Here is an 18,395-nt window from a genome sequence, read left to right on the forward strand (position 1 = left end):
CCGCGCGCCTCAGCGCGCGAACTGGTAGTTGATGGACTCGGTGTCGGGATCGGTGAGCGGGCTGCCGTTCCACAGCCAGTCGTAGGACACGTCGGACTCGCCGTCGAACCGGCGCAGCTTCTCGTCGCGTTCGCGCTGCTCGGGTCCGTCGGGGAGGTGGTAGAAGCTCATGTTCTGCAGGGAGGCGTCCTGGACCATCCCCGCGTGCTTGGCGCGCCGGTCGACGTAGCGGATCAGGGCGCCGTCGATCCCGTCGCGGGTGACGCGGCCCAGCTCTTCGGCGAGCACCGCGGCGTCCTCCATCGCCTGGGAGGCGCCCTGTGCCTGGTAGGGCAGCATGGCGTGGCAGGCGTCGCCGAGCAGGGCGACCCGCCCGTCCACCCACACCGGGTCGCGCCGGCGCCGGTACATGGCCCACACCGACACGTCCTCGTCCTTGGCCTTCGACAACACGGTCGGCACCCGGTCGTCCCAGTCCTGGTACTCCGCCGCGAGCTCGGCGGCGGTCGCCGGACCGCTCCACTTCCGTTCGATCGTCTCACTGCACGGCACGATCGCGACCACGTTGAGGTACTGGCCGCCGCGGATCATGTAGTGCACGAGGTGCTTGTCCGGGCCGTACCAGATGGTCGAGTGGTAGCGGTCGACGAGGAACCGGGTGGCCGGGTCCTGGGCCACCAGGTCGCCGGGGATCAGGGCGCGGTAGGCCATCTCGCCGGAGAACACCAGGGTGTCGTCGAACCCGGCGAGGTCGCGGACGGCGGAGCGGATGCCGTCGGCGCCGATCACCACGTCGCCGGTGAAGCGGCGGCCGTCGGCGGTGATCACGACCGGGCGTTCCGGCTGGGCGCGGTCGAGCTCGACGACCCGCGCGCCGGTCGCGACCTGCACCACCGGGCCGTGGCCGTCCGGGTCGACGCACGCGTCCAGCAGCACGCCGTGCAGGTCGGCCCGGTGGTAGTGCCAGTACGGGGCGCCGTAGGTGTCGATGACCCGCTGTCCCAGCGGCAGCTGGGCGATGATGCTGCCGTCGGCCCACCGGCGGCGGACCTGGTCCTGCGGCTCGGTGCGCACCCGCTCCAGCTGGGGACGCAACCCCAGGCCGATGAGGATGCGGCTGGCGTTGGGCGCGGTCTGGATTCCCGCGCCGATCTCGCCGAGTTGCGGCGCCGCTTCGACCACGGTGACCCGCAGTCCGCGTTGCCGCAGCGACAACGCCGCGCACAGGCCACCCAGGCCACCGCCGACGACCACGACTTCGAACGACTGGCTCGCGCTCATGCCGGCCTCCTCGTCTCGTCGCTCGTGCCCGCGAGCAGCCGCCCGGCGCCGGGCACGCGCGGCTCCAGCCCGAGTTCGGTCAGGATCTGGTACGTGGTCGCGGTGGCCGCCGACAGGACCGGGATCCCGATCTCGTCCTCGACGGGCTGGATCGACGGCAGCGACGGCATCTGCACGCACGCCGACAGCACCAGCGCGTCCACTCCGGACAGATCGAGCTTGCGGTAGTGCTCGCGCAGGTCGGCCGGGTCCAGCCGCGCGACGGCGAGATTGTCCGGCACCTCCAGCGACAGCGCGTCCACCACCTCGACCCCGGCGTCCTCGAGGTAGTCGGCCACCGCCTTCGTGAGCGGCTTCAGGTAGGGCGTGATGATCGAGATCTTGCGCGCGCCGAGCGCGGCGATGCCGGACAGCAGCGCACCCGCGCTGGACACCACCGGCGCGGCGCAGCCCTCGGCGCGCAGGACGCGGGTGATGTCGTCCTCGGCGGTGCAGTGGTAGCCGGGTCCCTGGGCCATGATCGCCACCAGGCAGGCGGTGGCGACCACGTCCGGGCGGGCGTCGGCGAGTTCGGCCGCCGCGCGCCCGGCCTGGGCGTTCATCGCGCGCAGCTGTTCGGGGTCGACGTGCTGCATCCGGGCGCGCGCGGAGTGGAAGACGAACGCCTCCCCCGGCTCGGCCTCCTCGCGGGCGCGCAGCATCCGCGGCAGCTCGGTCTCCATGGTGAGGTTCGAGCTGGGGACGATCATCCCGATGTGGTGGTCGGTCATCGCTTCTCCACCGGGCGCATTTCCTTGACGGTCAGCTCGCCGGCATCGACGATCAGCTCGTCGTCGAGGTAGAGCGAGTTGCCGCGCATCGGGATGTCGAAGTGGCACGGCGTGTCGTTGGGGCCGCCGAGCTCGTTGTTGGGGCCGATGGAGAACATCACGTTGCCGTAGAAGCTGCGCAGCTCCATGCCCATGCCGCCGGGGAACTGGGTCAGGCCGTGCCAGTGCGCGCGTTCGTCCAGGCCCCAGCCCACGTGGCTCATCCCGTACCCGCGGGGGTCGTGGAAGCTTTCGATGTAGGAGCGCAGCAGGTCGGCGTCCAAACCGGACGATCCGGCGCCGCCGCGGATGTCCCGGATGAAGCCCTCCTCGATGGTGATCTCCACCGGGGTCTGCACGTAGGTGTTGAACGGCAGCAGCACGTCGCCGGGCGAGAGCACGATCTTGCCGTCGACGCCGTCGTCGGCGCCGCCGGTGAACACGAACGCGGCGGGCCAGTGGTCCCATCGGCCGGGGGTGTCGGTGTAGCCGTACTCGGACACGGTCGGGTACATGCCGAGCCGGTAGGTGACGTCGGTGCCTGCCGGGCTGGTGATCCGCATGGTGCTCGCCTTGGCGAGCAGCTCGGCGCCGATCTCCACCCGTTCGCGGAGTTCCTTGGTGGGCATGAGCCGGGCGAGCAGCTCGGGCGGCTCGACGGCGGTGAGGATGCGGGTGCCTGCTTCCTGGATCGCGAACTGTTCCTTGCTGAACAGCAGGAACGTGCAGTCGACGACCATGTCCACGTCCTTGAGCGCCTCGACCGCGCGGGGGATGTTCCCGAGCCCAGAGTCACCCACGGCCCAGGCGCCGGACGCGCTGGCCGGCGAGGGCAGTCGCATGTGGTAGGTCGCGGCGCCCAGCTGCTGGGCGGCCCACAGGAAGGCGTCGGCGTACTCCGCTCGCTCGCCGCCGCGGGTCAGCACGACCACGGTCTCGCCCTCGTGCACGCCCGAGAACGTCAGCTGGCGCAAGCAGATGTCGTTGAACAGGTTCTGGTCCATCGTTGACCACCTCCGCCTATAATCCGAACACGTATTATCCGGATACGCAAGAGTTTGGGCGGGGCAGTCACGGCGACGCGATCGTCCGGACACGTAGGATCACGGGAAGTCGCGAGCCTGGAGTCATGCTGGGAGGGTCTTGATGGGTGAGCCAGTGCGGGCAGGCCGACGCGGCCGGGGAGCCCCGGCCGTCACACCGGCGCCGCCCCCGGATCTCCTGGCCGCCCCCGGCTACGGCGCCCGCCGCATGTACCAGGCCTACCTCGCCGCGTGGAACCGCCACGTGGACCCGGTGCTGACCGGTCCGCAGTTCGCGGTCCTCTCCGCCGTGCGCGCCTACCCCGGCAATGACCAGAGTTCCCTGGCCGGCGCGGTCGCCCTGGACACGTCCACGATGGCGGACCTGTGCCGCAGGCTCGAACAGCGCGGCCTCATCCGGCGGGTCGAGTCGCCGCGCGACGCGCGCCGCAAGCTCCTGTCGCTCACCGAGGAGGGCTCGGCGGTGCTCACTCAGGTGAACCGACGGGCGCGCCGCCTGGACAAGGCGCTGCTCGGCTCGGATTCGAGCGACGTCGACGTCGCGGGGCTGCTGAACACGCTCGGCGCGCGCTGGGAAGCCGTGGCGGCGCTCGACGAGCTGAACTGACGACGGCTCGCTCGATGTGCGCACCGGGAGGTTGCGCGGCACGGCGGCATTCCCGGTCCCGGATCGGCGGCGGCCTGGCGGAGCCGCCGGGCGGCGGTCACCGTCGCGCCGATTTCGTTTGAAACCGCGGTCGCGCCGCGGGCAGGATGCCGGGCATGGATCTCCTCGCGGTGCTGCCCGCCTTCGCCCTGGCCGTGGTCCTGATTTCAGCCTCGCCGGGGCCGGCGATGGCCCTGATCCTGCGCCGGGCGGCGGTGCGGGGGTTCCGCGGGGCGGTGCCGACCGTGCTCGGTCTCGAGGCCGGGCTGTACGTGTGGGCGTTGTTCGCCGCGGCGGGACTGGCGGCTTTGGTCGCCGCGTCGGAGGTCGCGTTCCTCGTGCTGCGTGTCGTTGGCGCCGGGTTCCTGATCTACCTGGGGGTCAAGGCGTGGCGGTCGGCCTGGCGCCCAGCCGAGCCCGCTGACGAACCGCCCGCGGCGTCGGCCAAGGGCTGGGCCAAGGCCTTCGCCGAGGGCGTCATCGTCATGCTGGCGAACCCGAAACTGGCCGCGTTCATGATCGCGTTCTACCCGCAGTTCGTGCCCGACGGGCGGCCCTTGTTCGGCACGACCGCGCTGCTCGCCGTGTTCCAGGTGGCCCTGGAGACCGTGCTGTACCTAGCGCTGGCGGCCGCGGTCGGCCGGGCAGGCGGGTGGTTCCGCCGGCCCGCGGTCCGCCGCAGGCTCGACACGCTCAGCGGCGCCGTCCTGATCGCCCTCGGGGTGCGGATGGCGGCGGAAAGCCGGTGACGGTCAGCTCGCGGTGCGCTTGGCGTTGAAGCGCGCCTTCTTCTGACGGTTCCCGCACGTGTTCATGTCGCACCACTTGCGCGTGCGGCTCTGGCTGGTGTCGAAGAACGCCGCCTTGCAGGTCGGCGACGCGCACAGGGCCAGCTTTCCGTCTCGCTCGCCGGCGATGATGCTGATCGCGTCGTCGGCGATCACGCCGAGCGCGTCTTCCACGGCCGACGGCGAGCTGAGCCGCCACCGCCGCTCCCCCTCGGGCGTCAGCACAGCCGCCGCCCGGCCCCGAACGCTGCGGTCGTTGATGACCGCAACCGCGGCGGCGGGGAGGGCTTCGCGGATCGCGGCTGCCGTCGCGGCGGCGTGGATCGCTTCCCGCAGTTCTTTGGCGAGTTCCAGCTGGGCGGGGGTGCAGGAGTCCACGGCGAGGCCGTACACCGCCAGCCAGTCGACGAGCCGCTGCGGCGTGGGGATGCGCTCCACCGGCTCGCCGTGACGCTCCGACAACGTCCCCGTGAAGCTGGTCGCCAGCACGCTACCGAGGCGGAATTCGGGAAGCCCAGTACGCATGGAACCACCGTAGCCGGTTGCGCGTCCCCGGGACGAGTGTTAGAACCGTCTTAGCCGGTTCGCCGATGGAGGAGGGCTCATGCCCAGCAGCGACGTGCACGCATTCGAGACCCACACGACCGACGCCGAGCTCGACGACCTGCGCGCGCGATTGGCCGCGGCGCGGCTACCCGAGCCCGAAACGGCCCGACGCCGATGGGAGCAGGGCGTTCCGCTCGCCGACCTGGTCGAGCTCGTGCACTACTGGCGCACCGGCTACGACTGGCGGTGGTTCGAGAGGCGCCTCGACGAGATCAGCCAGTTCCGCACGACCATCGACGGCCTGGGCATCCACTTCCTGCACCGCCGGTCCGCGCGCGCGGAGGCCACTCCGCTGATCCTTACCCACGGCTGGCCAGGCAGCGTCGCCGAGTTCGTCGACGTGGTGGACGAGCTGGCCGATCCGGAAGACGCGGCCGCGCCGGCGTTCCACGTCGTGGTCCCGTCGCTGCCCGGCTTCGGCTACAGCGACAAGCCGTCCACCACCGGGTGGGGCACCGAAAGGATCGCGGCCGCCTGGGTGGAGCTGATGGGCCGGCTCGGCTACCGCGAGTTCCTCGCGCACGGCGGGGACTGGGGCGGCAACATCACCACGGTCCTCGGCGGCCGGTTCCCGGAGCACGTGCTCGGCATCCACAGCACCTTCGCGGAGGGGCCGCCCGGGTTGAGCGCGGACGGGCTGACGGCGGTCGAGCGCAAGTGGGCCGAGGACACCCGGCACTTCTGGCGCCACCGCGCGGCGTACGCGAAGCAGCAAGCGACCCGGCCGCAGACCATCGGCTACTCGCTCGTCGACTCGCCGATCGGGCTGCTCGCCTGGATCCTCGACAAGTTCGCCGAGTGGTCGGACACCGAGGACAGCCCGTTCGAGACGATCTCCCGGGACCGGGTCCTGGACGACGTGACCCTGTACTGGCTGACGCGGACGGGCGCGTCAGCGGCGCGCATCTACTACGAGAGCCACAACTCGCTGGATCCGGAACTCCGGGTCGACGTCCCGTCGGCGATCACGATGTACCCGCGCGACATCGAGAAGTGCCCGCGCCCGTGGGCGCAGGAGCGGTACCGGCAGATCGTCCGGTGGCGGTCGCCCGAACGCGGGGGACATTTCCCGTCGCTGGAGGTTCCCGGGTACTTCGTCCAGGACCTGCGCGACGGCCTCGCGGCGGTCATGGCCGCTCGCTGAGCCCAGTCCAGTGCCGCCTTCGCAGGCGAGGGTTGCGCCCCTGCGGTCCGTGGTAGTCCCAGGTCCGAGGGAGGGCGGACATGGTGGAGCGGGCCGAGGTGGTCGTGGTCGGCGCGGGGCTGGCCGGGCTGGCCGCGGCCCGGACCCTGCAGGGCGCCGGGCTGCACGTGCTGGTGTGCGAGGCCGGGGACGACATCGGTGGCCGGGTGCGCACCGACGTGGTCGACGGTTTCCGCCTCGACCGCGGGTTCCAGGTGCTGCTGCCGGCCTACCCGGCGGTGCGCGAGATGGTCGACGTCGCGGAGTTGCGGCTGCAGCACTTCACGCGGGGGGTGGTCGCGGACGGGCAGGCGCTCGCGCCGCCGTGGCGGCACCGGAGCGCGCTGCGGGACCTGCTCGCCTTCGGCGCCGGACGGCCGCGGGATGTCGCGGCTCTGCTGGCGATGTCGGCGCGGGACGTGCTCGCGCCAGCCCGCCGGCTCAAGGCGGGCGGGGATTCGACGATCGCCGAGGACCTGGCCCGCCGCGGGGTAAGCGCGCGGACGGTCGACGAGGTGATGCGGCCGTTCCTCGCCGGGGTCTTCCTGGACCGTCCACTGCGGACCTCCGCCCGGGCCTTCCACCTGGTGTGGCGGAGCTTCCTGCGTGGCGGTGGCGCGTTGCCCGCGTCCGGGATGGGCACGCTGCCGCACCTGCTCGCCCGCGACCTGATGCCCGGGACCGTCCGATGTGGAGTGCGGGTGACCGGGATCTCCGGCGACGGCGTCACGACCGACCGCGGCGAGGTGCGGGCAAAGGCGGTCGTGGTGGCCGCGCCCGAGGTCCTGCTGGGCGTGCCCGAGCCGGACTGGCACGCGGTGACAACCTACTACTACCGGACGAGCGGCCGCCCTCCGCTGCGTCAGCCGACGCTGCTCACCGACAGCGGCGAGCTGCTGGTCAACACCGCGGTGATCAGCGCCGTCGCCCCGGGGTACGCGCCGCCGGGGCAGACGCTGGTCGCCGCGTCGGTGCCGGAACGCTGCGACACCGGCAACGAGCTGGAGCCGCACGTGCGGACCACGCTCGCGCAGGTCTACGACACGTCGACGACGGACTGGGAGCTGGTGGAGACCTACGCGATCGCGCGGGCGCTGCCGGTCATGCCGGCCGGCCACCCGCTACGGCAGCCGGTGCGGCTCGCGCCGGGCCGCTACGTGTGCGGCGACCACCGGGACACCAGCTCCATCCAGGGCGCGCTGGTGTCCGGCCGCCGCGCGGCCGCGGCCGTGCTGGCGGACCTGCACTCCCGCCCGTGACCGCCGGCCGCGGTCCTCATCGGACACCCGTCTTCACCGGTCGCAGCGGCGCGGCCGGCCGTTGCCCGGCGACGATCGCGGCCAGGGCGAGCGCGAAACCGGTCAGCTGGACCGGCCCGAGCGTCTGCCCCAGGACGACGACCCCGAGCAGCGCGGCGACCATCGGCGACAGCAGGCCGAGCACCGCGACCGAGGTGACCGGTAGCCGGGTGATCCCGCGGAACCACAGCACGTACGCCAGCAGCCCGCCGACGAGCCCGAGCCACAGGTAGCCGAGCACGGCGGGCAGGTCGACCGCGGGCGGCGCGCCCTCGACCAGGAATGTCACCGGCACCAGGAACAGCCCGCCCGCGCTAAGCTGCCAAGCGGCGAACGCGGTCGGGCCGACACCGGCGGGGCGGCCCCACTTCTTGGTGAGCGTGACGCCCAGCGCCATGGTCGCCGCGCCGCCCAGGCCGGCCAGGATTCCGGCCACGTCGAAGCCGGCGGCCGGGCCGAGCACGACCAGGCCCACCCCGACGACGCCGGTCACGCCCCACGCGAACCGCCACGCCGACGGGCTTTCCCGCAGGACCGCGACGGCGAGCACGGCCACGACCAGCGGCTGCGTGGCGCCCAGGGTCGCCGCGACCCCGCCGGGGAGCCGTTCGGCGGCGACGAACAGCAGCGGGAAGAACAGGCCGATGTTGAGCACTCCGAGCGCGGCGGCCTTCCACCACCAGGCGCCGCGCGGCAGCGTCCGGGTGACGGCGAGGGCGATCAGGCCCGCGGGCAGCGCCCGGAGCAGGCCCGCGAACATCGGGTGCGCGGGCGGCAGCAGTTCGGTGGTGACGACGTAGGTCGATCCCCAGACCACGGGCGCGAAGGCGGCCAGTGCGGTGTCGCGGAGTTTCACGGTTCCAGTCTTGGCGCCCGTGATCGATGAGTCCAACACATGTCCGTCATCTGATCCATCGTGATGCACGATGGATGGGTGGAACTCCAGCAGATGCGGTACGTCGTCGCGGTGGCCGAAACGGGCAGCTTCACCCGCGCGGCGCAGCGGTGCCTCGTGGTGCAGTCGGCGCTCAGCCATCAGATCGCCCGCCTGGAACGGGAGCTGGGTGCGCGCCTGTTCGACCGCACCAGCCGCCGGGTGCGGCTGACCGCGGCGGGAGCGGCTTTCCTGCCCGCGGCGCGGCAGTGCCTGGACTTCGCCGAGCGGGCGGCGGCGGAGGTGGCGGCCGCGGTCGGCGAGGTGCGCGGGCGGCTGAGTGTCGGGGTGATCCCGACGGTCGCGGCGGTCGACCTGCCTGCCGCGCTGCACGAGTTCCGGCGGCGTTACCCGCAGGTGCGGGTCCGCCTGCGGATGGCGGCGAGCCACGAACTGGTCGAGCAGGTCCGGCAGGGCGCGCTGGACCTGGCGTTCCTCGGTCTGCCGCTCACGGCGCGGCCCGAGGGCGTGCGGGCGCACGAACTGGCGCGGGACCGGCACGTCGCCATCGTCGCGCCGGAGCACCCGCTGGCCGCCCGCGCGGAGACCGACCTGCGGACCCTGGCCGGCGAGGAGTTCGTCGACTTCCCGGAAGGCTCCCCCGGCCGCACCCAGTCCGACCAGGCCTTCGCCGCCGCGGGACTGACCCGGAACGTGGCCTTCGAGGTGACGACGGCGGACCTGATGGCCGGCCTCGTGCGGGAAGGCCTGGGTGTGGCGATGCTGCCGTCGACCTACGCGCCCGGCCTGGCGGGCGTGGCCACCGTGCCCGTCACCGACGCCCCCGCGCGGATCGAGCACCTGGTGTGGAGCGCGGCCGGGCTGCCCCCCGCGGCCGCCGCGTTCCTCGAGGTGCTCGGGGTTGCGGTCGGATGACGCACGATGCTCAACGAACGCCGTCCGCGGCCGCTGTCGCAGGGGCCACCGGAGTGAACGGGCGCAGCTCTTCCCGGCCGCCGTGGACGACGATGCAGGTGGATTCGGGCACCTCCCGCCACGCCCCACGCAGGTCGCCCAGCGGCTCGGACACTACGAGCCGCGCGTCGTCGGACAGCACGTGCAGCGCCGGGTTGTCCGGGTACTGGTGCCGGAGCGTGGACAGGTCGACGCTGTGGAACAGCGACCTCGACCGGGCCTCGCTGGAATACCGGAACGCCCACGTGGTCTCCCCGTCGGTCGTGGCGACTGTCATCTGGATCGGGTTCACCACCGAGTGGCGCCGGCCCACCTCTTCGACCAGTCCGACCGTCCGGGCCACCGCGGCGACCGGATCGGCCTCCAGGCCGAAGGTCACGGCGAGGTAGAACAGGATCTCCGAGTCGGTGGACCCCTGGATCTCCGGGAAGAGCAGCGGGTCGACGGCCAGGGTGAGCTCGCGTCGCACGGCGGGGAACCCGGCGATGAGCCCGTTGTGCATCCACAGCCAGCGGCCGTGGCGGAACGGATGGCAGTTCGTCTTCTGCACCGCCGATCCCGTCGATGCGCGGATGTGCGCGAACACGTGCCCGGATTCGAGCTGCGCCGCGATCTCGCGAAGATTGCGGTCGTTCCAGGCGGGTTCGGTGCTCAGGAACAACCCCGGAGTCGGCACGTTGCCGTACCACCCGACACCGAACCCGTCCCCGTTCGTGGTTTCCGCACCAAGGCGCGCGTGCTTGCTCTGCAGGACGAGCGAGTTCGCGGGCCTGTAGAGGAGCTCGTCGAGGCGCACAGGCGAACCGGAATACGCCAGCCAGCGACACATATCGGGCCTCCCACATCGGCACGCACTCCCTACTGTCGCCGCCACGCGATCCGCGGTCCTCGTCCGCGACGGGTGAGCTTCGAGTCACCCACGCGGTGTCAGGGATCGTGCCGGTGACGTGAACCGCCGTGAGGGTCATTGCCCGGGCATGGCGACACCATCTCCGGGGTACCCCCGATCGAGTGATGGTCGGGGTGGATGATGAGGCGCATCGATGACGAGCAGTGCGGCGACGAACAGAACCACGGGCCGGCCGGCGGGGGTGCGGGGCCGTTCCGCGGCACAGGCCGCCGGTCGCGCGGGCATGGTCTGCTGGGGTCTGGTCCACCTGGTAGTCGCCTACCTGGCGCTCCGCGTCGCCTCGGGGGACGGCGGCAAGGAGGCCGACCAGAAGGGCGCGCTGCAGGAGGCCGGGTCCACCGCGGCCGGCCAGGTGGTGCTGTGGGTGCTCGCGATCGGGCTGATCGCGTTCGGGGGGTGGCTGTTCTTGATGACCGCCCGCGGCTACACCTGGGTGCCGAAGCGGGGCACGCGGATGCGCAAGCGCGTCGGGTCCGCGGCGCGGGGTGTGGTGGTGCTGGCACTGGCCTACACCGCGATCCGGCTCGCGACGGGTAGTGGCTCGGCCGGCGGCCGCAGCAGGCGTTCACCGCGCGGCTGCTCCAGCTGCCCGCCGGGCAGGCGCTCGTGGCGATCGCCGGGGCGGCGGTGGTCGCGGTCGGAGTCGCCGCGGCGGTCAAGGGGTTCAAGCGCAGCTTCCTCGAGGACCTGGACCTGCCGGACCTGCCGGCCGGCACCCGCAAGTCGGTCGAGTGGCTCGGCTCGGCCGGGTACATCGCCAAGGGCGTGGTGTACGCGATCATCGGCGGTCTGCTCGGGTACGCCGCGCTGCGCTCGGACGCCGGCCAGGCTGGCGGGGTCGACAAAGCCCTCCGCACGCTCGCGGCCCAGCCCTACGGCGTCGTCCTGCTGGCGGTGGTGGCGATCGGGCTGGCGGCGTTCGGCGTCTACTGCCTCGCCGCGGCGCGCGCACAAGAGCTGAGCCTTCTGGCTAAGCTGACGCCCGTGACCATCTGGACGGACGTCATCAACTACGTACGCATCCGGTACGAGGTGCTGGAGGAGAGCGAGCACTGGCTGCGCTTCCGCCTGGACACCGACGGCGGCCGCACCCAGCAGGTCACCGTGCACCACCTGCCCGACGTCGACGGCGCCGAGTGGGCCGAGATCTCCTCGGCCGTCGGCTGGGCCGACAAGATCGACCTGCGCCGCCTGCTCGAGCTGGCGGGCGGCTCGTCGGTCGGCGGCGCCGCGATCGTGGACGGGGTGGCGCTGATCAAGCACACCGTGCCGCTGACATCGCTGCACCTGCGAGAGGAGTTCGAGCGGCCGCTGCTGTCGGTCGTCGCGCAGGCGGACGCGTTCGAGAAGGAACTGTCCAGCGGCGACGAGTTCTGACCCGCACTCCACCAGCCCCCGCACGGGTGGTGCGCTCCGGGCGGGAACTTCCCAGCCCGGTGCAGCCGCTCTGGGTGAAGGCCGCGGACGGCGGCGGCGAAGGTGACCGCGCTAGCCGGCGGTGATCTCGGCGGCGGTGCGGCAGCCGGCGGTGGCGAGGTCGAGGTTGGCCAGCGACGCGAGGTGCACGGCCTCGTCGGCGGCGGCCACGCAGTCGCTCACGGGATGGACGACGAACCCGAGGTCGGTGGCGTGGCGTGCGGTCTGCTCGACGGTCAGGTTGGTGGCCACGCCGGTGACGTACAGCGTGGTGATGCCGCCGTCGCCGAGGCGGGCGGCGAGGTCGTTGCCGGCGAGCCCGGAGAGTTTCTGGTTGTCGGCGACGTGGTCGGGCTTGGCGAGGTGGGTCATCTCGGGAATGAGCTGGGTGCCGCCCGCGTCGGGCCGGACCTGCTCCTGTGCTTGGCCGACGGCGGTCATGAACGCGGTGTTGCGCACGAGCCTGCCCTCGTCCTCGGGGATCGTGAAGCGGGTGAAGTAGACCGGGATGCCGGCACCGGCGGCCCACTCGTGGAACCGGACCGCGCGGGCGACGACCCCGCTGTGCTCGACGGGCGCGGCGAGCATGCCGCCGAAGAAGCCCTCCGGTTTGATGACGTTGACCTGCCAGTGCAGGGCGAGCACGGCGCTGTGTTCGACGGTCACCCCCCGAGCCTATCGGCGACCTACAGTGGGAGGCAGCAGTTTCTGCGGGGAAAGGAGCAGGCCATGGCCGTCCAGCTCAACCACACGATCGTCGAGGCCCGGGACCGGGAGGCGACGGCGAAGTTCCTGACGGAGATCCTCGGGCTGCCCGACCCGGTGCCGTACGGCCCGTTCCTGGTGGTGCAGACCTCGAACGAGGTGTCGCTGGACGTGGTCGGCGCCGACGGGCCGGTGCACCCCCAGCACTACGCCTTCCTGGTGAGCGACGCGGAGTTCGACAGCATCTTCGAGCGGATCACGGCGCGCGGGCTGGAGTACTGGGCGGACCCGTTCGGCCAAGAACCGGGCCGCATCAACCACCACGACGGCGGCCGGGGCGTGTATTGGAACGACCCGAACGGGCACCGGCTGGAGATCATCACCAAGCCCTACGGGGGCTGACGGCCACGGACGGTCTGCGACGTTGGTCTACCTGCGGTTGCGTGGTTGCCGCGACGAACCCGCTGAGTGCCAACCAGAGTTAACCCCGCATGACCTGATCCGTCCGCCCGGGACGATCACCGGTACACCGCGTTAACGCCGGCGAAGCGGCGGTGACACCGCTGCCCGGTGCACTGTTCCACGACCCGCACCAGTTGCGGGGCGCGTCTAGGGTTCCGCCACCGCCGGGGTGGGTCTGGTCCGAGAGACGCAGGCGGTCCGCGCCGGATGCGGAACCGTTCCACGGCGGGAGAAAAGCCCGGGAGGCCATCACGGCCCCGGGCTGCGTGCGTGGTTCGGGGAGCAGATCCGGAGGCGGGTATGTCCGTCACGCATCCCCAGACCACGCCAGACGCCGACGCCGGCGACCTGTCCGGCTTCGGCTACGGCCAGCAGCTCAAACGCAAGATCGGGTCCTACGGGTCGTTCGCCGCGGGGTTCTCCTTCGTCTCCTTCCTCACGACCGTCTTCCAGCTGTTCTTCTTCGGCTTCTCCTTCGCCGGCCCGGCGTTCTGTGGTCAAGCCGCCTCGGTGGGCGGCTGTGGGGCTGGACCGCGGGCTGGCTGATGATCGTCGCGCAGACGGTCACCCTCGCCGGCGCCGCGATCGCCCCGCAGGTCGTGCTCCCGCCGGTCTGGTCCGGCTTCCAGCTGATCCCGGGCGACTCCGCCCTGACCTCCCCCACCGGCGCGGCCAACGCGGTCCTGCTGGGCGCGCTGCTGCTGGCCGTTACCACGGCTATCAACGCCATCGGCGTACGCCTGATGTCGGTGATCAACAGCGTGGGCGTCACCTGCGAACTGGTGGGCGTCGCGCTGTTTTGCGTCGCGTTGTTCTCCCGCGCCGAGCGCGGCCCCGGCGTGGTGCTGCAGACGCAGGGCATCGAGGGCCACAGCTACCTGTGGGCCTTCGCGGTGTCCGGGTTGATGGCCGCCTACGTGCTCGTCGGTTTCGACAGCGCGGGCGAGCTGTCCGAGGAGACGCACAACCCGCGCCGCACCACGCCGCGCACCATCCTGCGCGCGGTGCTGATCTCCGGCCTCGGCGGCGCGCTCATGCTGCTGGCCACCCTGATGGCCGCGGGCAGCGTCACCGACGGCAGCCTCGGCGCCCCGGCCCTGGGCCTGCCCGGCGTGCTGATGAGCCGCCTCGGCGACACGCTCGGCCGCGTCTTCCTGGTGGACGTCGCGATCGCGGTGACGGTGTGCACGCTGGCGATCCAGAGCGCCGCCACCCGGATGGTGTTCTCGATGGCCCGCGACCGCGTCCTGCCCTTCGCCGACGGCCTGGCGAAGGTCAACCCCCGCACCGGCAGCCCCGTCCGCGCCTCCGTCGTGGTCGCGGTGGTCGCAGCCGCGGTGCTGCTGATCAACATCGGTAACCCGGCGCTGTTCACCACCGTCGCGGGCGTCTGCATCATGCTGCTGTACTTGGCCTACCTGATGGTGACGTTGCCGCTGCTGGTCCGCCGCCTGCGCGGTGAGCTGCCTGCCGCGCCTGGCCACTTCGGGCTCGGCCGCTGGGGCGTGGTCGTCAACGTGCTCGCGGTGGTGTGGGGCGCGGCGATGGCGGTCAACCTGGGCTGGCCGCGGGCGGAGGTGTTCGACCCCGAAGGCGGGCACCCGTACCTGCGGTGGTTCGCTCCCCTGTTCCTGGCCGGCGCGCTGCTCGTCGGCGCCCTCGTGTACGCAGCGCAGGCGCGCCGCCCCGCGCTGGCGCCGGTTCTGGAGGGTGCCGCGTGAGCGAGGTCCTGCTGTCCCACGAAATCCCCGGCGGCGCCGCGTGGTCGGTCCTGGTCCGCGGCGGCCGGGAGCTGAAACTGACCGCCACCGGTGACGGCGCGAACTGCTCGACGCTGCTGTTCGCCGCCCACCACCTGGTCGACCGGCTCAACGTCCCGGACACGTTGAAGGCCCAGATGAGCGCCCGGATCCACGCGCCGATGGTGCTGATGTCCGACCGCGGCACCGCGTTGTGCTCGGTCACCAGGTCGTCGCTGGACTGGCACGACGCGCCCAGCGACCACTCCGTCGACGTGGCGAAATACGACCCGTCGTCCTATTCGGCCGATCGCAACGCGTGGCGCCGGTCCGCCCGCGACGGCTTCCTGAGCGAGCTGCGCAAGCACGGCCGCGGACCGGCGGACCTGCACGCGTGCGTCAACTTCTTCAGCAAGGTCGCGATCTCCGGCGACGGTGTGCTGACCTTCGCCCCTGGCCACGCCTCGGCCGGCGACTGGGTGACCCTGCGGGCGGAGATGGACGTGCTGGTCGTCCTGTCCACGGCGCCGCACCCGCTCGATCCACAGTGGAACCCCGGCGGCGCGCTGGCCGAGGTCCGGCCCGCGCCCGAAGCCGGCGAGGACGATCCGTCGTGGACGTTGCGCGCCGAGAGCGCCCGCGCCCTGCGAGCCGCCCGGGAGGTGCTGGCATGACCGGCACGATCACCGATGCCGGCCACCGCATGTACACAGTGGACGGCCCGTTTCCGCGGCCGGGACTGCTCCACACGGGAGACGGCCCGGTGGACGGGATTGAGCTGGAGGTGTGGGACCTGCCGGAGGCGGCGATCGGCGCGCTGCTGCCGACGATCGCGCCGCCCCCGGCACCTGGGCCCGTTGACGCTCGACGACGGGTCCACCGTGCTCGGTTTCGTGGCCGGCACCTCGTGCGCGGACCCCGCCAGGGACATCACGCGTACGGCGGCCGGCGGGCGTACCTGTCGAGCTGACACCACGGGCGCCCGTCCGAAGTGGACGGGCGCCCGTCGTCGTCAGTATCCGCGGTAGCCGCTGCCCTTGAGCATCGACTTCAGCCCGGGGTGACCGTCGAAACCGCCGTAGCGGCTGATGGTGTAGCGCACCCCGGCGATGATGTTGTGGACCGGGTTGAAGATGTCGTCGTAGCCGGGCAGCTTGTGCGCGTTGAAGGTCGAGTCGATGCACTGCATCAGCCCCTTGGAGGGGTGACCTGCGCGCCAGTTGCTGTCCCAGCGGTTGACGGCGTGCGGGTCGCCGCTCGACTCCTTGTCGATGATCGTGCGGATCGCCCGCACGTCACCGCCGTCGACCGGCACACCCTGCGCCCGCATGACCCGGATGGCCTCGTTGATCCAGCCGGCGAGCTCGTCGCCGGTGGTGTCGAAGACCTCCGGGGCCGGAGCCGGCGCCGCGGCGGGGGTTTCCGCGGCGACGGTCTCCGTGGTGGCGGCCTCGGGGGCGGCGGGGATGTCCAGGACCGGCGCCGGCGTGGTGACGATCCACGTCGAGGGCGGCCCGAGGACCGGGGTTGCGTCGGCGACCGGAGCAGCCCCGGCGGCCGGCGCCGGGGGAACGGCTTCGCCACCGGTGCTCGCCATGGCGAGCGGGCTGGCGGAGCTGGCCATGGACATCATGAGCAGGCCCGCCGAAACGGACGTGCGCGCGCTGATCCGGCCGAGGTTCTTCGGTTTGGCTGCGTGCCGCGGGCGGTACCTGTCCGGGGAAAACAGGAGCGCCTTTCGGGGAGCACGGTTATTGGAACTATGGCTTCCCATGAACGGGAGGTCTCCTTGCTTGACGTTCAACCACGCCGACCCTGTCGGGGGCCAGGCCGGCGGGGGCCGTGCGGGATGCGGAACGGGGGATTTCCACGTTCCCGCGAGGCCTCAGACAGATTACGAACGCGCAACGGAAATATCACTAAACGGTGACTGAGCCCACAGTTTGAGGGGGTGGGGGCCGATCTTGGCACACCCGTGTTCCCGCAGCTCGGGGCGCGTTTCTACCACTCGGTAGCCCCACTGCTACTCGGCCTGATCGGGCCCGATCCGAGGCGCACGGGAGGTTACGCGACGAGGTGAATGGCGTTCATGATCGGCCCGCCGCGCGCCCTGATCGGTACTCCCGCAGCGAGACGCACGTCACCCCATCGCGAATGCAATTCACCATTCCACGATTTCCGGATTCCATTGTTTTCGCGACCCGGCGCGCCATTCTCGGGACGGTGCCGGATCGCTTTCCTTGGACACCAGCGTCATCGGCCACACCTCGTGCGTCGGTGACGGCGGGGACGCCGACAGCCGTTCCAGGACGATCTCGCCCAGCCTGCGGCCGTAGTCCTCGAGCGAGACGCGGAAACAGGTCAGCGCCGGCGTGAGGTGCTCGCACACCGGGTTCTCGCGGAAGCCGATCACCGCGAGGTCCCGGCCCGGTTCGACACCGTGCGCCCGCAGCCGCCGGTAGAGCCCGAGCGCCAGCGTTTCCTGCGCCAGCACCACCGCGGTCGGCCGCTCCGGCATGGCCAGCAGCCGCTCCCCCAGCTGATCGCCGTTGTCGCGGCTGTCCGGCAACCGGATCACCAACGGCTCGGCCCCGACTCCGGCCACGGCTTCCTGGTAGCCGCGCAGGAACTCAGCGTCGCTGTTGACGTCGCGGTCCGCGGTGGCGACGGCGATCCGCCGGTGCCCGCGCTCGGCGAGCCGCCGCACCGACTACGCCGCGACCCCGGCGAAGTCCAGGTCGAGCCAAGGGTAGCCCTCGCCCTGGGTGCGACCCAGGCTCACGAACGGCACCCGCTGCGCGAGGAGGTAATCCACGCGCGGGTCGGCGCGCTGAGTGTCGGCGAGCACGTTGGCGTCGGCGACCCGCCGGTCCACCACGTCGCGCAGGAACTGCTCCTGCCCGACGGCCGAGCCGAACGGCAGGATCACCAGGTCCAGACCGTGCCCGAGCAGCGTCTCCTGCAGGCCGTTGCAGACGTTGAGGAAGAACGTCTCGCCGGATTGGGTGCGCGCGGTCTGGATCGGCATGACCAGGGCGACCGTGCTGGTCCGGCCGCTGCGCAGGCTGCGCCCGGACTGGTTGGCGGTGTAGCCGAGGGCCGTAAACGTTTCCGGCACCGTCCCCGCCCAGCGTGTCCGGAAACGTTTACGGACACCGGCCGGTCCAACGGAGGACACCTTGACCGAGACTGCCGTGATGCAGAACGCGGTGATGCGGAGCTGAGCGTCCGCCTGCTGCCCGTGCTGGTCGCCGGGTACCTGATCGCGATCCTCGACCGCGCGAACCTGGGCGTGGCCGCGCTGACCATGAACGCCGATCTCGGCCTGAGCGCGGCGGCGTTCGGGGTGGCGGCGAGCGTCTTCTTCGTGCCTACGTGCTGCTGGAGGTGCCGCGGAACCTGGCGCTGCAGCGGTTCGGCGCGCCGCTGTGGATCGCGCGAATCATGATCACCTGGGGCGTCATCTCCGGGCTGCACGCCCTGCTGTGGAACGCCGAATCGCTCTACGTGGCCCGCGCGCTGCTCGGCGCCGCGGAAGCCGGGTTCTTCCCCGGCGTGATCTTCTTCCTCACGCAGTGCTTCCCGGCCGGGCACCGCGGCAAGATCCTCGGCGGGTTCACCGCGGGCATCCCGATCGCGCTGGTGATCGGCACGCCGCTG

21 protein-coding genes, 3 pseudogenes and 1 riboswitch are annotated in these 18,395 nt (G+C 71.9%); of the genes and pseudogenes, 14 read left to right on the forward strand and 10 right to left on the reverse strand.

All coding sequences use genetic code 11. The annotated features are described in order from the left end of the window. Positions 1-9: 9 nt before the first annotated feature. Genes AMETH_RS19785 through AMETH_RS19795 form a run of 3 tightly spaced genes read right to left on the reverse strand, consistent with a single transcriptional unit; the run spans position 10 to position 3,094 of the window. Complete coding sequence (locus tag AMETH_RS19785; RefSeq protein ID WP_017982882.1) at positions 10-1,281, reverse strand: FAD-dependent oxidoreductase; 1,272 nt, start codon at positions 1,279-1,281, stop codon at positions 10-12. Then, complete coding sequence (locus AMETH_RS19790) at positions 1,278-2,051, reverse strand: maleate cis-trans isomerase family protein (RefSeq protein WP_017982883.1); 774 nt, start codon at positions 2,049-2,051, stop codon at positions 1,278-1,280. Before AMETH_RS19790 ends, AMETH_RS19785 begins: the two co-directional genes overlap by 4 nt. Further along, the gene (locus AMETH_RS19795) at positions 2,048-3,094 is read right to left on the reverse strand and encodes a 2,5-dihydroxypyridine 5,6-dioxygenase NicX family protein (protein WP_017982884.1); all 1,047 of its coding nucleotides are present in this window, start codon (positions 3,092-3,094) and stop codon (positions 2,048-2,050) included. The genes AMETH_RS19790 and AMETH_RS19795 overlap by 4 nt, the downstream gene beginning before the upstream one ends. Before the next feature lie 142 nt (positions 3,095-3,236). Between AMETH_RS19795 and AMETH_RS19800 the strand changes: the two genes are divergently transcribed. Together AMETH_RS19800 and AMETH_RS19805 are read left to right on the forward strand one after the other, a co-directional pair. Continuing rightward, positions 3,237-3,740, forward strand: a complete 504-nt coding sequence (locus AMETH_RS19800) for a MarR family winged helix-turn-helix transcriptional regulator (RefSeq protein WP_026153180.1) — start codon at positions 3,237-3,239, stop codon at positions 3,738-3,740. Between the two features lie 155 nt (positions 3,741-3,895). Further along, positions 3,896-4,528 carry a LysE family translocator gene (locus AMETH_RS19805; RefSeq protein ID WP_017982886.1) on the forward strand — a complete coding sequence of 211 codons (633 nt, stop codon included), beginning with the start codon at positions 3,896-3,898 and terminating at the stop codon, positions 4,526-4,528. Between the two features lie 3 nt (positions 4,529-4,531). Here AMETH_RS19805 and AMETH_RS19810 read toward each other — a convergent pair whose 3' ends face one another. Further along, a complete protein-coding gene (locus AMETH_RS19810; protein WP_026153181.1) occupies positions 4,532-5,092 on the reverse strand; it encodes a CGNR zinc finger domain-containing protein in 561 nt (186 codons plus the stop codon). Positions 5,093-5,171: 79 nt separating this feature from the next. Between AMETH_RS19810 and AMETH_RS19815 the strand changes: the two genes are divergently transcribed. Both AMETH_RS19815 and AMETH_RS19820 read left to right on the forward strand, forming a co-directional pair. Continuing rightward, entirely contained in the window at positions 5,172-6,317 is a 1,146-nt protein-coding gene (locus AMETH_RS19815; protein ID WP_017982888.1) for an epoxide hydrolase family protein, read from the forward strand. 80 nt (positions 6,318-6,397) lie between these two features. After that, complete coding sequence (locus tag AMETH_RS19820; protein ID WP_017982889.1) at positions 6,398-7,615, forward strand: FAD-dependent oxidoreductase; 1,218 nt, start codon at positions 6,398-6,400, stop codon at positions 7,613-7,615. A 16-nt stretch (positions 7,616-7,631) separates the two neighbouring features. Here the strand turns inward: AMETH_RS19820 and AMETH_RS19825 are convergent, their stop codons facing one another. Further along, positions 7,632-8,510: an EamA family transporter gene (locus AMETH_RS19825; RefSeq protein WP_017982890.1), complete on the reverse strand. Its 879-nt coding sequence runs from the start codon at positions 8,508-8,510 to the stop codon at positions 7,632-7,634. A 78-nt stretch (positions 8,511-8,588) separates the two neighbouring features. Between AMETH_RS19825 and AMETH_RS19830 the strand changes: the two genes are divergently transcribed. Beyond that, positions 8,589-9,464 (forward strand): LysR family transcriptional regulator, encoded by an 876-nt coding sequence (locus AMETH_RS19830; RefSeq protein ID WP_017982891.1) that lies wholly within the window; start codon positions 8,589-8,591, stop codon positions 9,462-9,464. Positions 9,465-9,474: 10 nt separating this feature from the next. On the opposite strand, the gene AMETH_RS19835 is transcribed toward AMETH_RS19830, so the two are convergent. Next, positions 9,475-10,299 (reverse strand): class II glutamine amidotransferase, encoded by an 825-nt coding sequence (locus tag AMETH_RS19835; RefSeq protein WP_017982892.1) that lies wholly within the window; start codon positions 10,297-10,299, stop codon positions 9,475-9,477. A gap of 337 nt (positions 10,300-10,636) precedes the next feature. Between AMETH_RS19835 and AMETH_RS40485 the strand changes: the two are divergent. The 3 genes and pseudogenes from AMETH_RS40485 to AMETH_RS37050 all read left to right on the forward strand — a co-directional run. Continuing rightward, positions 10,637-10,768: pseudogene (locus AMETH_RS40485) on the forward strand (DUF1206 domain-containing protein); the annotation flags it as partial. A gap of 251 nt (positions 10,769-11,019) precedes the next feature. Next, positions 11,020-11,301 (forward strand): annotated as a pseudogene (locus AMETH_RS40490) (DUF1206 domain-containing protein); the annotation flags it as partial. 96 nt (positions 11,302-11,397) lie between these two features. Next, a complete protein-coding gene (locus tag AMETH_RS37050) occupies positions 11,398-11,790 on the forward strand; it encodes a hypothetical protein (RefSeq protein WP_026153953.1) in 393 nt (130 codons plus the stop codon). Between the two features lie 111 nt (positions 11,791-11,901). Here AMETH_RS37050 and AMETH_RS19850 read toward each other — a convergent pair whose 3' ends face one another. Then, positions 11,902-12,495 carry a cysteine hydrolase family protein gene (locus AMETH_RS19850; RefSeq protein WP_017982894.1) on the reverse strand — a complete coding sequence of 198 codons (594 nt, stop codon included), beginning with the start codon at positions 12,493-12,495 and terminating at the stop codon, positions 11,902-11,904. 63 nt (positions 12,496-12,558) lie between these two features. Between AMETH_RS19850 and AMETH_RS19855 the strand changes: the two genes are divergently transcribed. The 5 genes from AMETH_RS19855 to AMETH_RS38100 all read left to right on the forward strand — a co-directional run bounded on the left by AMETH_RS19855 (position 12,559) and on the right by AMETH_RS38100 (position 15,705). Continuing rightward, a complete protein-coding gene (locus AMETH_RS19855) occupies positions 12,559-12,936 on the forward strand; it encodes a VOC family protein (protein WP_017982895.1) in 378 nt (125 codons plus the stop codon). A gap of 196 nt (positions 12,937-13,132) precedes the next feature. Next, positions 13,133-13,243: riboswitch (guanidine-I (ykkC/yxkD leader) on the forward strand. 53 nt (positions 13,244-13,296) lie between these two features. After that, a complete protein-coding gene (locus AMETH_RS40495) occupies positions 13,297-13,542 on the forward strand; it encodes a hypothetical protein (RefSeq protein ID WP_223843292.1) in 246 nt (81 codons plus the stop codon). After that, the gene (locus tag AMETH_RS19860) at positions 13,542-14,717 is read left to right on the forward strand and encodes an APC family permease (protein ID WP_267283441.1); all 1,176 of its coding nucleotides are present in this window, start codon (positions 13,542-13,544) and stop codon (positions 14,715-14,717) included. The genes AMETH_RS40495 and AMETH_RS19860 overlap by 1 nt, the downstream gene beginning before the upstream one ends. Then, on the forward strand, positions 14,714-15,409 hold the full coding sequence (locus tag AMETH_RS19865; protein ID WP_017982896.1) for an urea amidolyase associated protein UAAP1: 696 nt from the start codon (positions 14,714-14,716) through the stop codon (positions 15,407-15,409). Before AMETH_RS19860 ends, AMETH_RS19865 begins: the two co-directional genes overlap by 4 nt. Continuing rightward, a complete protein-coding gene (locus AMETH_RS38100) occupies positions 15,406-15,705 on the forward strand; it encodes an allophanate hydrolase-related protein (RefSeq protein ID WP_156131697.1) in 300 nt (99 codons plus the stop codon). Before AMETH_RS19865 ends, AMETH_RS38100 begins: the two co-directional genes overlap by 4 nt. A gap of 42 nt (positions 15,706-15,747) precedes the next feature. On the opposite strand, the gene AMETH_RS19870 is transcribed toward AMETH_RS38100, so the two are convergent. The 3 genes from AMETH_RS19870 to AMETH_RS35940 all read right to left on the reverse strand — a co-directional run bounded on the left by AMETH_RS19870 (position 15,748) and on the right by AMETH_RS35940 (position 17,853). Beyond that, positions 15,748-16,359 (reverse strand): transglycosylase SLT domain-containing protein, encoded by a 612-nt coding sequence (locus tag AMETH_RS19870; protein WP_156131698.1) that lies wholly within the window; start codon positions 16,357-16,359, stop codon positions 15,748-15,750. A 537-nt stretch (positions 16,360-16,896) separates the two neighbouring features. Beyond that, positions 16,897-17,442: a substrate-binding domain-containing protein gene (locus AMETH_RS35935; protein WP_017982898.1), complete on the reverse strand. Its 546-nt coding sequence runs from the start codon at positions 17,440-17,442 to the stop codon at positions 16,897-16,899. A 3-nt stretch (positions 17,443-17,445) separates the two neighbouring features. Beyond that, the gene (locus AMETH_RS35940; RefSeq protein WP_017982899.1) at positions 17,446-17,853 is read right to left on the reverse strand and encodes a helix-turn-helix transcriptional regulator; all 408 of its coding nucleotides are present in this window, start codon (positions 17,851-17,853) and stop codon (positions 17,446-17,448) included. A gap of 257 nt (positions 17,854-18,110) precedes the next feature. On the opposite strand from AMETH_RS35940, the pseudogene AMETH_RS42680 reads away from it, so the two are divergent. After that, positions 18,111-18,389, forward strand: a pseudogene (locus tag AMETH_RS42680) (MFS transporter); the annotation flags it as partial. Positions 18,390-18,395 lie beyond the last annotated feature (6 nt).

This window comes from Amycolatopsis methanolica 239 (assembly GCF_000739085.1).
Lineage (GTDB): Bacteria > Actinomycetota > Actinomycetes > Mycobacteriales > Pseudonocardiaceae > Amycolatopsis_E > Amycolatopsis_E methanolica.